At 33.6% G+C, this 14353-nt stretch carries 12 protein-coding genes; 5 read left to right on the forward strand and 7 right to left on the reverse strand.

The genetic code is table 11. The features are described 5' to 3' along the window. Positions 1-29: 29 nt before the first annotated feature. The 3 genes from G3A46_RS05205 to G3A46_RS05215 all read right to left on the reverse strand — a co-directional run bounded on the left by G3A46_RS05205 (position 30) and on the right by G3A46_RS05215 (position 3632). Positions 30-1454 carry an NAD(P)/FAD-dependent oxidoreductase gene (locus G3A46_RS05205; RefSeq protein WP_165147049.1) on the reverse strand — a complete coding sequence of 475 codons (1425 nt, stop codon included), beginning with the start codon at positions 1452-1454 and terminating at the stop codon, positions 30-32. A gap of 93 nt (positions 1455-1547) precedes the next feature. Further along, positions 1548-2813, reverse strand: a complete 1266-nt coding sequence (kynU, locus tag G3A46_RS05210) for a kynureninase (protein ID WP_165147052.1) — start codon at positions 2811-2813, stop codon at positions 1548-1550. Between the two features lie 129 nt (positions 2814-2942). Then, positions 2943-3632 carry a hypothetical protein gene (locus G3A46_RS05215; protein WP_165147055.1) on the reverse strand — a complete coding sequence of 230 codons (690 nt, stop codon included), beginning with the start codon at positions 3630-3632 and terminating at the stop codon, positions 2943-2945. Positions 3633-3881: 249 nt separating this feature from the next. Here G3A46_RS05215 and G3A46_RS05220 point away from each other — a divergent pair, with 249 nt between their 5' ends. The 4 genes from G3A46_RS05220 to G3A46_RS05235 are packed head-to-tail and all read left to right on the forward strand — an operon-like array spanning position 3882 to position 11398. After that, positions 3882-5060 (forward strand): Pycsar system effector family protein, encoded by a 1179-nt coding sequence (locus tag G3A46_RS05220; RefSeq protein ID WP_165147058.1) that lies wholly within the window; start codon positions 3882-3884, stop codon positions 5058-5060. Next, on the forward strand, positions 5057-7405 hold the full coding sequence (locus G3A46_RS05225) for a hypothetical protein (protein ID WP_165147061.1): 2349 nt from the start codon (positions 5057-5059) through the stop codon (positions 7403-7405). Before G3A46_RS05220 ends, G3A46_RS05225 begins: the two co-directional genes overlap by 4 nt. A gap of 23 nt (positions 7406-7428) precedes the next feature. Beyond that, on the forward strand, positions 7429-11085 hold the full coding sequence (locus G3A46_RS05230) for a metallophosphoesterase (protein WP_165147064.1): 3657 nt from the start codon (positions 7429-7431) through the stop codon (positions 11083-11085). A 43-nt stretch (positions 11086-11128) separates the two neighbouring features. Further along, complete coding sequence (locus G3A46_RS05235) at positions 11129-11398, forward strand: GNAT family N-acetyltransferase (protein ID WP_165147067.1); 270 nt, start codon at positions 11129-11131, stop codon at positions 11396-11398. 59 nt (positions 11399-11457) lie between these two features. Here G3A46_RS05235 and G3A46_RS14460 read toward each other — a convergent pair whose 3' ends face one another. Further along, positions 11458-11589: a hypothetical protein gene (locus G3A46_RS14460; protein WP_277875375.1), complete on the reverse strand. Its 132-nt coding sequence runs from the start codon at positions 11587-11589 to the stop codon at positions 11458-11460. A 50-nt stretch (positions 11590-11639) separates the two neighbouring features. Further along, a complete protein-coding gene (locus G3A46_RS05240) occupies positions 11640-11798 on the reverse strand; it encodes a lmo0937 family membrane protein (protein ID WP_139855844.1) in 159 nt (52 codons plus the stop codon). A 155-nt stretch (positions 11799-11953) separates the two neighbouring features. Here G3A46_RS05240 and G3A46_RS05245 point away from each other — a divergent pair, with 155 nt between their 5' ends. Beyond that, a complete protein-coding gene (locus tag G3A46_RS05245) occupies positions 11954-12754 on the forward strand; it encodes a class I SAM-dependent methyltransferase (protein WP_165147070.1) in 801 nt (266 codons plus the stop codon). 34 nt (positions 12755-12788) lie between these two features. Here G3A46_RS05245 and msrA read toward each other — a convergent pair whose 3' ends face one another. Continuing rightward, positions 12789-13460: a peptide-methionine (S)-S-oxide reductase MsrA gene (msrA, locus tag G3A46_RS05250; protein ID WP_165147073.1), complete on the reverse strand. Its 672-nt coding sequence runs from the start codon at positions 13458-13460 to the stop codon at positions 12789-12791. Positions 13461-13568: 108 nt separating this feature from the next. Continuing rightward, positions 13569-14351, reverse strand: a complete 783-nt coding sequence (locus tag G3A46_RS05255; protein ID WP_165147076.1) for a C4-type zinc ribbon domain-containing protein — start codon at positions 14349-14351, stop codon at positions 13569-13571. Positions 14352-14353: the final 2 nt, after the last annotated feature.

Genomic DNA, 14353 nt, shown 5'->3' on the forward strand with positions numbered 1-14353 from the left:
TTTTTCTTTAACATCAAATAATGATGTTTCTAATATTTTAAATAATCAGCTTTCTCTTTTGTATTGAGAATAACTTGTGTTTGTTTTCTTACTACTTCAAGCTTTTCTTTTAACGACATCGTTTCTGGAAGTTTTCCTTCGTGAATCAGTCCTAAGATAGCATTGTCTTGTGCTCTTCCTAATTTTTTTGCTTCGGAATAGGGAATATCTTCATTAAAGGTAACTAAAGAATACTTGCTGTAATACTCTCCTGGAAATTCATTTTCGAATGCCGTTTCAAGTTTTCTTTTCTTTTGAAATATTTCCATTCCCGTATGAGCTTTCATTTCATCGAAATTGTCAACTGCAAGCTCACCAATAGCATCGGCATCTTTTTTACGGACTTTTTCATATTCATTGAAAATGGTTTCCCAAGATGATTCTCCTGAAGATAAACCATCTTTATATTGATTTAAAATTTCGTCAAAAACTGCTACATCCTCAAAACTAGCATTCATTCCTTGGCCGTAAAATGGAACCATTGCGTGTGCTGCATCTCCCATTAATAAAATCTTTCCTTCGCGTTGCCAAGGATCACATCTTACAGTTCCCATAGAACCTGTTGGATTGGTAAAGAAGGTTTCAGTAAGATTAGGAATTAATTCTAACACATCAGGAAATTCCTTTTGGAAATATTCTTCTACTTTTTCGGGAGTAGTAAGGTTTTCAAAACAATAATCGCTGTTTTTATACGGAAGAAACAAGGTTACAGTAAAACTTCCATCTAAATTTGGTAGCGCAATAAGCATATCTTCACCACGTGGCCAAATATGAAGTGCGTTTTTATAAGTTCTATAACCATTGTTTTCAGCAGCAGGAATTTCGAGTTCTTTATACCCGTGACCCAGCCATTGTTGTGAGATGTTTAAAAGGAATTCCTTGTCGTTTACCATGCTAGATCTTACAACAGATCCAGCGCCGTCAGTTCCAAAAATTACATCTGCCGTATATGTGGTTAATTCACCTGTTTCAAAATCTTCAAAAGTTGCAGAAGGAGTCTTATGATCTACCTCCACGCAGGATTGATTGAAGATTATTTTCAGGTTTGGCATTTTTTCAGCTTCATTTAGTAAAAGTTTATTCAAACCTGGGCGAGAAACTGAATTGATATATTCATCATCTCTACCGCTATAAGGGCTTAAAAATGTTTTGCCAGATTTCTCGTGAATCATTCTTCCCGTCATTGGGATTAATAGTTCTTTGGCGGCTTCTTCAACACCTGCCAATCGCAAACCGCGTAATCCGCGATCACTTAAGGCTAAATTTATAGAGCGACCAGCATCAAGAGTTACTTTTCGTAAATCGGGTCTTTTTTCTACTAAGGTTATATTGAAACCGTGTTGCGCTAAACGTAAAGCTAAAAGGCTTCCGCAGAGACCAGCGCCTATTACTAAGATATTATGGTTTTTGCTCATTATAAAAATTGTCTGGTCGAGCGCAGTCGAGACCTAGTTATTCAATATTCTGCTAAAGATTTACTCCTCGACTGCGCTCGGGAGGAATTCTTTTTATTTGTTTAATACTTGCTTTAATTTCTCTGAAAACTTATAAACATCTTCAAAGCTATTGTAAAGAGGAGTAGGGGCGATTCTTATTACATCAGGTTCACGCCAATCACTAATTACTCCTGCTTCTGTTAACTTATTGTGTAAGTTTCTGTCTGCATTTTTCACTTGAATAGAAAGCTGACAACCGCGTTCTTCTGGATTTCGAGGCGTAATTACATTTATAGCATCGTTTTTCATCTCATCTAGTAGAAACTCTAAATAGCCTGTAAGCTTTATAGATTTTTCACGTAGGTTTTCAAAACCAGCATCGGCAAAGGTGTCTAATGAAGCCCTAATTGCAGCCATCGATAAAATTGGCGGGTTACTTAACTGCCATCCTTCAGCTCCAGGAAGTGCATCAAAATCTTTTCGCATGTTAAAACGGGTGTCTTTATTGTGTCCCCACCAACCTGCAAAACGATTTAAGTCCTTATTGTTTGCGTGTCGTTCATGTACAAAACATCCTCCTAAACTTCCAGGACCGCTGTTTAAATATTTATAAGTACACCAAACAGCAAAATCAGCACCCGATTCGTGTAAATTTGGTTGTATGTTTCCAGCCCCGTGAGCCAAATCAAAACCAACCTTGCAGTTGTACTTATGTCCTAAGTCGGTAATTTTTTTCAAAGGAAAAGATTGACCTGTGTAATAATTGGTGCTGCCAATCATTAATAAAGCAATTTCATCTCCACTTTGTGCCATGATTTCTTCCAAATCTTCAAAACGGCAAAGTTCTTCACCTTCTCTTGGCTTCCAAAGAATTAATCCATCTTTAGGGTCAATCCCGTGATGCTTTAGTTGACTTTCCATAGCGTACTTATCTGAAGGAAAAGCATCACTTTCTATTACAATTTTATACTTTGTTTTAGTAGGTTGGTAAAACGAAACCATCATCAAGTGAAGGTTTGTTGTAAGGGTATTCATCACGACTACTTCTGAAGGTTTTGCTCCTACAATTTTAGCCATGTTTTTAGTTAGAAATTCGTGATAAGGTAACCAAGGGTGTTTCCCTTGTACGTGACCTTCTACACCAAGATTGGCCCAATCCTGTAATTCTTCTTTGATGTATTCTGAAGTAAGTACTGGTTGTAACCCAAGGGAGTTTCCACATAAATAGATTAAATCTTCCCCTGAAGCATTTTTAGGTGTGTGAAATTTTTTTTTGAAAGATGCTAAAGGGTCTTGGGAGTCCTGTTGTTTTGCGTATTCTAAAGTGTTTTGAAACATTTGGATGAGTTAAAATTTTCGTCTTTTCACAAAAATAGGAATTTATATCCGTTTATTTTGTCATATATTTTAGCATTAACAACTGCTTTTTTAAGGTTTTGTAACTTAGTGATTTAGTAGTGGGGATTTTTATTTTTTCACCGATATATCCGTAAAATACAACTTAAAACCGCCTGTAGAATCTTTGTATGTTTTAGCTATTTCTATACCATTGAAATCTTCATAATCTTCCCAAGTGGTGCTAAGAGATGGAGTGTCGGCATTTCCTTTTCTGTAGTTCCATTCTCTAATTTTAAAATCTTCGTCATAGAAAAAATCATAAGCATCACCAGGAGTGTATCCTCCTTTATTTCCATAAACAATTGTAATTTGGTTTAATGTGTCTTTTGAAATTGGAGCAGCAACGTTTTTCTTTTCAGAAATAGTGATTCCTTCATCCCACATTAGTTGAAAAGGAGTAAGTAACCAATATTTATCGTTTATAAATGCAGCATCGGTTTCCAAATTTAAACTGTCTAATTGCGTACGATTATAGCTAATTGTATCATTTGCTGAGGTCATGGTGACATCTCCGGATTTTGGTTTCCAAGTCCAAGCTCGGTAAAAATGATTGCCGCCACGATTTACATTAAAAGTAAAGGCTATTTCCGAAACGTCTTTCCAGTTTTTATAGCCGCTTGCATTTGCAATTTTTTCGGAAGTGCTTAGGTTTTCAATAGAAATAGACTGGTTTTGATTAACGTTTTCAGTTGACTTATTGTTATTTTTGCAGGATATTAAAAAGACTGTAAACAAGATAAGTAATAGTATATTTTTCATAGTGTGTTATTTCTTGTAAAAATAGCAAAACAAGAGACGCTTAGTGGATTTGTACTTTAATTTATCCTTAAATAGTCTTGCGATTTAGTAGGAAGTAGTTTTGAAATATAGAATTAAACAATAATTTGAAACTAATCTTTTATTATTTGAATAGTGTTTGCGTAAGTTTTAAGGCTATTAAAAGACAAAATACCTTAACTTGCTAATAACTATTATTAGAAAAAACTTCATTAATTTAAATAAAATTGAGTGGAAGATATAATTGAAAAAGCCGAACAATTTGTTTCAGATTTATTTGAAACAAGATTGTCTACAGTAAATTTTTATCACAATATAAATCACACTAGGCGAGTGGTTGAAGATATCTCTCAACTCGCTGAATGGGAAGGATGTTCTGAGAAGGAAACAAAAATCTTAAAGCTGGCAGCTTGGTTTCACGACACTGGTTTTGTAGAAGTAGATAAAGGTCATGAAGAAGTAAGTGTGAAAATTGTTCAGGAGTTTTTGCAATCCAATCAGGTCTCTAAAGATATTATTGACCTTGTTGCAGATTTAATTCTTGTTTCAATTAAAGATGTGGAGCCAAAAACTAAACTTCAGAAATTAATAAAGGATGCAGATTGCAGTCACGTAGCTTCTGAAAATTATTTTGAAATTTCTAATCTTTTAAGAAAAGAAAATTCTTTAAAACTAAACACTTCTTTTACTGACTTGGAGTGGCTTGAAGGAAATAAAGAATTTTTTGAATGGCATAAGTTTTATTCAGATTCAGCAAAACTAAAATGGCAACCTTTAAAGGCGTTAAACCTTCGTGAATTAGACGCTAAGATTGATAAGATTAAGGCAAAACAGGCTTCAAAACAAAGCTCGAATAAATTTGGTAGAGGGGTAGAGACAATGTTTCGTGTTACCTTAAAAAATCACATTGAGTTAAGTGCTATCGCCGATACAAAAGCCAACATTTTACTTTCAGTAAATGCTATTATTATTTCGGTGGCACTTTCTAATCTTGTTCCAAAGCTAGATAATTTGTCTAATGCTTTCTTGGTATGGCCTACCTTGGTTTTAATGTTGTTTAGCGTTACTTCAGTTGTTTTGTCTGTGCTTTCAACACGACCAAATATCTCTAGTGTTAATGTAACAAAGGAGATGATTATGAATAAGCAAACTAATATTTTGTTTTTTGGAAACTTCCATAAAATGGGATTAAAAGATTTTGAATGGGGAATTGATTACTTAATGGAAAATCAAGATGTTCTTTACAATTCACTTACAAAAGACTTATATTATCTAGGGTTAGTTTTAGAGCGTAAATACAGACTCTTAAGAATTACGTATACCGTATTTATGTTTGGTATTGTGATTTCGGCTCTAGCATTTATTATTAGCTATTATAACTTCATGAAACCCTTAAAAGATTTAGTATGAAAAAAGTATTTACTTCAGGACCTTTTGTGTCTATGTTGTCTTTTAGGTTTCTTAGAGACAAGTGTTTAGAATTACTAAAGTCTGATAACCCAATAGAACAATTTCAAGCAAGTCAAGCTTTAAATCACTTTAAAGAAAACCCTATTCTTACGGAAGGTATATCTTCCTATGAAGAATATGAACAGCATCAAGAGGTAATAGATCAGCTTATGGGGTATTTGTTTCCTCCAGCCTTAAGTAACAACGAAATTAAAGCGGCAATTGATCCATTGTCTAATTTTAGTTTTTATAAAAGTAGAAGGTTAGCTAAAATACTTGAAGACTCAAATCGTCAAAATCACAATGTTTTAAAGGAAGTTTTTCGCGACCATATTGAGGGATACGACTTTATTCCTTATGCTATTATTCTGAATTCATATTATCAATATAACATTGATTTTGACAGGCCGAAAAACTTAAAAATTAAATTGAAAAATGGCGAAGAGAAAAACTATCGCGTAACATTTAATGCCGACTATGTAGAAATCTACCCTAATGAAAGTGCTGTTGAAATTACGCAAGAAGTAGTTGACGAATTGCTAGCTAATGCGGAAGACAAAAATGTTTGGATGAAATATTTCCCTGAAGGTTCTTGGACTATGGAGGGATTCGGTATCATAAATATGATTGATACTACTTTGGATAATGCCATCGATGGTTTTAAAACTCATATGATTCGTCCGAATAATGAAAGCTATAAGTTTTTAGTAGAAGACATTCGAAAGATTTTTGGTATTCCCGATTTGCAGCTTGGTAGTTATATTTTAGATAGAAATCAACTTCGACCTCCTTATGATTTAAATTTTAAGATGTTGACAATTGCGTCAAACGAATCTATAAATTGTAAGGAATACGCCTGTAACGATGTTTATAACCGCTTGTTTAAAGAGCATAAAACGGTTATTATTTCTAATGTAGAGCGTTATAATGAGTCAACTGGAGGAAATAGCTTAAGTAGATCCTTAATTGATCAAGGCTTGAAGAGTGCGGTGTTGATGCCAATTGTGATTGAAGGGCAGATGATGTTTATTTTAGAACTCGCTACCTACAATGCCAATCAGCTTAATGCTATAAATATGGTGAAGTTAGAGACTTTAATGCCATTCATTTTAAGTTATTCGGCTAGAACAATTACTGAGTTTAAAAATGAAATTAGCGCCGTAATACAACAAGAGTGTACTTCTATTCATCCATCAGTTCAGTGGCGTTTTGAAGAAGAAGCAAACAGATACATACAGAATAGAAACAGTGGTGAGAATGCGGTGTTTAAGGAAATAGTTTTCGAAAACGTTATTCCACTATACGGTCAAATTGATATTGTAGGTTCTTCTAATGCAAGAAATGAGGCGGTTCAAAAAGATTACAAAGAACAATTAACCCAAACAAAACGAATATTAGAAACACGTATTGAAGAAAAGAAACTTCCTTTTTACGAACAGTTAGTTTATCAAATCGATAATTTTTTATTCGAACTTAAATTAAACCTTCATACGAGTACCGAACAGGAGATTAATAATTTTTATTCGTCTCAAATATTTCCATTGTTCGATCACCTTCTTAAATCGAATGAGAATGTTGAAGATATCAAGAGGTTCTACGATTGTTTAGATGAAAATTTAAGGTCCTTTTACAAAGCGCGTAAGAACTATGACAATACAATTGACAAAATCAATAAAGAATTGTCTTGTTTTATTGATAAGCAGCAGCGGAAGGCTCAAAATATGTTCCCTCATTACTTTGAGAAGTTTAAAACAGATGGGGTAGAGCACAATATTTATATAGGCCAATCTATTACTCAAGAAAGAACATTTCACCTTACAGATTTATACAATCTTCGTGTTTGGCAATTGCAAGTAGCGTGTGAAATGGAAGCTATGTTTTATAAAGCTCAAAAGGACTTTCCTTTAAAATTAAAAGTAGCCTCTTTAATTCTTGCTCACGATGTTCCTTTAAACATTCGTTATAGAATGGATGAAAAGCAATTTGATGTAGATGGAGCGTATAATGTGCGATATGAGATTATAAAAAAGCGAATTGATAAAGCTCTTATTAAAAACACAAATGAGCGTTTAACGCAGCCACATAAATTATGCGTTGTATATTCAAGTTCTGCTATTGAAAAGGAATACTTAAAGTATTTCGAATTTTTAAAAGCCAAAAACTATATTAGTGACAATATAGAAATAGTTGAAATTGAAGAACTTCAAGGTGCTTCTGGAATAAAGGCTATTAGAGCAGATTTGAATCACGATTTAGAGAAAGCTGAAAATTTATTTACCACAAAAGATCTCGAAAGAACATCTTAATTTATTAGAACTTTTCTAGTTATATGAAGAAAACACTACTTATTTTACTTGTTATTACTTTAAGCTCTTGCGCTACTTTCAACTTCACTCCTGAAGATGGGTTAGACACAGAATTACGAGGTATTAATTCTGAAACTCGAAATATTTTTTTAATTGGGGATGCAGGATATATCGAAAAAGATGGATCGACTCCTTTGGCATTACGAGCAATGCAAGAGAACTTTAAAAAAGCAAGCAAAGAAGATGTTTTGTTGTTTTTAGGTGATAATATTTATCCAAATGGCTTCCCAACAAAAAAAGGTTTTAAAGCTCAGAAGGCTGAAGAAATAATCCGATTTCAAACTGATGTTGCTAAAACGTTCCCAGGGAGAGTTATTTTTATTCCAGGAAATCACGATTGGTATAGCGGAATTAATGGTTTAAAAAAGCAAGAAAAATTTGTAGAGAACGCATTAGGAAAAAATACATTTTTACCTGAAAATGGATGCCCTATCGAGAAAGTGAAGCTAGATGACGATACAATCTTACTCATAGTAGATTCACATTGGTACATTACAAATTGGAACAAGCATCCAAAAATCAATGATAATTGTGAAATTAAGTCACGCTCTCTTTTTTTGGAAGAGTTTAGAGATGAAATTAAAAAAGCCCGAGGTAAAACTACCTTAGTTGCTATACATCACCCTGTATTTACTAATGGGTCTCACGGAGGGCAATATAGTTTTATCGACTTTATGAAACCATTGCCAATCCTTGGAAACTTAAAGAATGTAATAAGAAATACTAGTGGTTTTTCTAATGCAGATATTTCTAACAAATTCTATAACGAATTAAGTAAAAACCTAATTGCCGCGGCTCAGCATAATGAAAATGTTGTATTCCTTTCAGGGCACGACCATAACTTGCAGTTAATAAATTCTAATAATCTCACTCAAATAATTAGTGGAGCTGGAATAAAAACCAATGCAGTTAGAGTGCGAAAAAAGGGTGATTTTGGATTTGCAGGAAATGGTTATGCTGTATTAAATATTAATGCTAATATGTCCTCAGATGTTCAGTTTGTTGACGCCAAATCGAATAAGGTAATTTTTAGAAAAACTATCAATATACCCTCGAAATTTGAGATTCCAGAATACCAAAATACCTTTAAAGATTCAATTTCTGCTTCTGTTTATAAAAAGGAAGATACTGAGAAGTCAGGATTTCATAGATTTCTGTTGGGTGAGCGATATCGAAAGTATTTTGGCCAAGAAGTAAAAGCCCAAGTAGTAGATTTAGACACTTTATTCGGAGGATTACAACCCGTTAGAAAAGGTGGTGGAAGTCAATCTAGGTCTTTACGTTTAGAAGCTAAAGACGGTAGGCAATTTGTTATGCGTGCGGTAGAAAAAAGTGCTACTCAATACATACAGGCTGTAGCTTTTAAAGATAATTATGTAGGAGGGCAATTCGATAATACATTTTCTGAAAAACTTGTGAAAGATGCATTTACCGGATCTCATCCTTATGCGCCACTAGTAGTTGGAACACTATCTGACGCTGCTGGAGTTTATCATTTAAATCCGCAATTATTCTACATACCAAAACAAAATGCTTTAAAACAATTTAATGAAGAATTCGGTAATGAACTATACCTACTTGAAGAACACGCTTCTGAAGGACATATGCATTTGGCAGGAGAAAAATTTACGGGGGAAGTTATAAGTACATTAGATATGATGGAAGATCTCTACTCTGACGAAGATGTAGTGATTGACCAAAAAAGTTATTTAAGAGCTAGACTATTCGATATGCTGATTGGAGATTGGGACAGGCATCAAGATCAGTGGCGTTGGATGGAGTTTGAGAAAAAAGGGAAAACAATTTACAAACCCCTTCCAAGAGATCGAGATCAAGCTTTTTCTGTAATGTCTGAAGGTTTATTATTATCTGCAGCTATTGCATTTATACCTGGAGCAAGGATGATACAAAAATACGGTCCAGATATAAAAGATGTAAAAGGAGTGAATATTGAGCCTTACCCATTAGATATGGCTTTTCTAGTAGATGTGGATAAAGATGATTGGGATGCAGAAGTGCAATATATAACTGAAAATGTTACAGATGAGGTAATCGATTTAGCCTTTTCAAAAATGCCAAAAGAAGTTCAAGATGAAAGTTTAGATAAAATAAAATATAACCTAAAACAACGCAGGGCAAATCTTCAGAAAATTGCAGATAGGTATTATAAACTTACATCAAAATATGGAGTTTTAACAGGGACAAATAAGGATGATTATATAAGGATTAAAGCCGCTGAAAATAATGAGGTTACTGTTGAGATATTCCGTAAAAAAGATGACACTATTAAAGATCGTTTTCACTCTAGAGTGTTTTCACCAAAAACAACAAAGGAAATTTGGGTTTACGGATTAGATGACGATGATACTTTTGAAGTAATAGGAAAAAGTAAGAAGATTAAAATTAGATTAATCGGAGGGCAAAACAATGACGATTATATAGTGGAAGATGGGAGGAATGTGATTATATACGATTACAAAACAATGCCTAATGATGTTTCAAAAGCAAAAAAGGCTAAAATCAAACTTACAGACGACTACAAAACCAATGTGTTTGATTATAAAAAACAAAAAAACAATACCAATCAAATTTTGCCAACTATAGGAGCAAATCCTGATGATGGTTTAAAGCTAGGTTTGTCAAATATTTATACAACTTACGGGTTTGAACGAAATCCATTTACAAGTCAGCATACAATTTTAGGAGCTTATTACTTTGAAACAAATGGTTATGAATTAAACTATCGTGGGGAGTTTGCCAATGTGATTAAAAAAATAAACTTTCTATTAGATCTCAAGTTTCAAAGTCCAAATTTCACTCAGAACTTTTTTGGATACGGAAACGAAACAAATAATCTTCAAGAAGATTTTGGAAAGGATTATAATCGAGTTAAAATTAGAGGTTTTTCCATTTCCCCAGGATTTATTTGGGATTCACATCGTGGAAGTAAAATTAGCGTTAATGGATCTTATGAAAATATAGAAGTTCATAAAACTAATAACCGCTTTGTTGATAATAACCCTCATCTTCCAACTTATGTTTTTGATGAAGTGCAATTTGCAGGTGCAAGCATTCTATTTGAATTTGCAAATTCAGATAACAGAGCTTACCCTACTATGGGAATGTCTTTCGATTTAGAAACTGGAGTTAAGAGTAATCTCGATGAAGATAAAACATTTGGTTATATAACTTCAAAATGGGGAATTGCCCATAAATTAATTCCTTCCGGGAATTTAGTTTTAGCAACAACACTTAAAGGTCATTTAAATATTGGAGACGACTACGAATTTTATCACGCTGCTTCCATAGGGGGAACAGATGGTTTGAGAGGATTTAGAAATCAGCGTTATACTGGAAAATCTGCTTACTATCAAAACACCGATTTACGTTATTCTTTTGGGGAATTAAAAACTCCGCTTGCTCCAATTAAATTAGGGGTCTATGGTAGCTTTGATTATGGAAGAGTTTGGATGCCAAACTTCGACTATTCTGAAAAGTGGCATAACACTTATGGTGGAGGATTATTTATTAATGGAGCAGAATTAATGTCGGCAAATATAGGTGTCTTTAATAGTAAAGATGGAGCTCGAGTTGCTTTTGGACTTGGATTTGGGTTTTAAATGGTTATTTTAGAGAGTTGAACTATTTAAAATAAGAATTAGTATGGAAGTGATTGATAATAAAGAAAAGAATAGGTTTGAAGCAAATGTAAACGGAGAGTTGGCAATTGTTGAATACAGCCTAAAGGATGAGGTTATATCTATAACTCACACTGAAGTGCCTAAAGCTTTGGCAGGTCAGGGTATAGGTAGTAAATTAACCGAGGCAGTATTAAAGCATATTGAAGAGCGTGGGTTGAAAGTAAAGCCTTTGTGCCCTTTCACAAAAAAGTATATTGACAAGCATCCCAAGTGGAGTGATATGGTTGCTTAAATTAAAAAAGCCCTTTTAATATATGTTAAAAGGGCTTTTTATTGATTTTAAGGGGTTGATTAATCTATTGCATCACCTATATCGTCTGCAACGTCTTCTATGTCGTCTGCGACAGTTTTATTTTCTCGGCAACTAACAAAGCTAGTGCTCATTAAACCTGCGGCAAATAAAATTAAAAAAACTTTCTTCATAATTGATTGTTGGTTTTAAAATTAATAATTGAGATTTGAATTGATCGGTATTAAGGTTTGCGGCCTGTAGCTAAACGATATAAAATACCGATAACTGCTAGAACCAATAAAATGTGAATTAAACTTCCTACAGCTTCTCCAAAGCCGAAATAACCCACAAGCCATCCTAAGATAAGAAGGACAACAACAAGCCAAATAATGTCTCCCATAACAATTTGTTTTTAAGTTAGTCTCATAAAACTACAATATAAAATATTGCTTCGTAATGTATTTAACCCGTTTTTAACGAATATAATAAAAAATAAATTAAAAATTTATCAATTTGAAATTTTAGTTTTTCGTTACATTTATAAAAATTAAAGTTGTGAAGTTTAAAAAAGAGTTTGATACTAATAGGGAAACTTGGAATAAGAAAGTTGGGATTCACGCTAGCAGTGACTTTTATAATTTGAAAGATTTCATCTCTGGAAAATCTTCTCTTAACAAATATGAAGTTAGCACATTAGGTGATGTTTCTGGGAAGAGTATTCTTCATCTTCAATGCCATTTTGGGCAAGACACCCTAAGCTTAGCGCGAATGGGGGCAAATTGTACAGGTGTTGATATTTCAGATGAAGGTATTAAGCTAGCAAAGGAATTAAATATACAATTGAATCTTAACGCAAATTTTATATGCTGTAATGTATTAGAAACTTCAGAATATATTTCAGAAAAGTTTGATATAGTATTCACTAGCTACGGAACTATAGGTTGGTTGCCAGATTTAAAACCTTGGGCAAAAATGATTTCGGAACGGCTCAAACCTAGAGGGTTCTTTTATATTGTAGAATTTCACCCTATTGGCTGGATGTTCGATTATAGAGTTTCGCCACCTGCAATGAAGTATGGCTATCAACAAAAAGAATCTATATACGAAGAATACAAAGGCACTTATGCCAATCCAAATTCTGATATGATTAGTAAGGAATACGGCTGGAATCACGGTTTAGGAGAAGTGATTACTTCATTGGCAGAAGCTGGTCTTCATATTGAATACTTAAAAGAGCACGACGCATCTCCCTATAATGTTTTTCCAGATTTAATAGAAAATGCAAAAGGATTATTCGAGCTTCCTAACAAATTGTATCCTCTTATTTTTGAGATTAAGGCAGTAAAGAAAGTCTAACCCTTAATTATAATTATAGTTTAAAATTTAGCTATTAGTGGTTTTGCTTTTCCTTAAGCAATTCAGGGTGTTTTTTCTTGAATTTGTTTAACCTTGGAATAGAAACATTCTGAATGTATGGATTGCCAGGATTATTGCGTTCGTAGTTTTGATGATATTCTTCGGCTTTCCAGAATTTTTGAAAAGGCAATACTTGAGCTGCAACTTTTTCTCCGTCTAATTCTTTATTGAGTTGAGATATCTTATCATCAATAATTTTCTTTTCATCCTCGTTTTGATAAAATATTATAGAACGATAAGATGTTCCACGGTCTGGCCCTTGGCCGTTTATTTGTGTGATATTCTGGGAGCCAAAATAAACATCAACAAGTTGGCTATAGCTTATCAATTCAGGGTCGTAAATTACTTCAACTGCCTCTGCGTGATCTTTATGATTTTGATAGGTAGGATTATCAATAGTTCCGCCGCTATATCCTGAAATGGCGTCTTTAACTCCAATAACACTTTCGTAAATTGCTTCTACACACCAAAAGCAGCCACTGGCGAAATAGGCTTTTTTAAGGCCGTTAATTGATTCAGTTTGAACGGGGGATTGTTCTTTTTGAGCTATAGATTCAATTTCTTTATTTTTTTCATTTGAAGGTTTACAAGCTCCTTGTAAAGAGAAAAAAAGGATGCTTATAATTAAAATCGATAATCTTTTCATAGTACATATTTTCAAAAGTGAGTTTGATATATTATCAAAAACCTAGATTGAAGGTACAAAAAAAGCCCTCACTTTATGTGAAGGCTTTGTTATATTTAATGAATTCGCTTATTTCAGTTTGGCAAACATTGCCTCCATTTTTTCACGCTCTTCGTTAGCCAAATCTGGATCAACTAGAATACGACCACTGTGCTCGTCTGTAATGATTTTTTTACGTCCTGCAATTTCTACTTGAACTTGTGGTGGAATAGTAAAGAAAGATCCTCCAGAAGCACCTCTTTCAACTGCAACAATTGCTAGTCCGTTTCTTACATTACTTCTAATTCTTTTGTAAGCTTTAATAAGTCTAGGCTCAATTTTAGCTTCATACTTTTCAGATTCCTTAATAAGAGTTTGTTCCTCTTTTTCAGTTTCTTTCAAGATTTCATCAAGTTCTGCTTGTTTGTGCTTTAAGTGCTCAGAACGCTCGTTATAGCGATTTTGAGTTTCTTCGATAACTTGATTTTTTTGCTCTATTTGAGCACGGAATTCCTTAATGTTCTTTTCAGAAAGTTGAATTTCCAATTCTTGGTATTCAATCTCTTTGCTCAACGAGTTGTATTCTCTGTTGTTACGAACATTATCTTGTTGAGTCGAATATTTTTTGATAAGAGTTTTAGACTCTTCAATATTATTCTTCTTTTCTTTAATTTGGTCTTCAATCACTTCAAGATCGGCCTTTAGCTTTTCTAAACGAGTGTTCATTCCAGCTACTTCGTCTTCAAGATCTTCCACTTCTAAAGGAAGCTCTCCACGAACATTCCTGATTTCATCAATTCTTGAATCAATAAGTTGTAGATCATAAAGTGTTCTCAACTTCTCTTCAACCGTAACTTCAGTTTTTGTTGCCATAA

Origin of the sequence: Aequorivita sp. KMM 9714 (genome assembly GCF_011065475.1) — a bacterium.
Lineage (GTDB): Bacteria > Bacteroidota > Bacteroidia > Flavobacteriales > Flavobacteriaceae > Aequorivita > Aequorivita sinensis.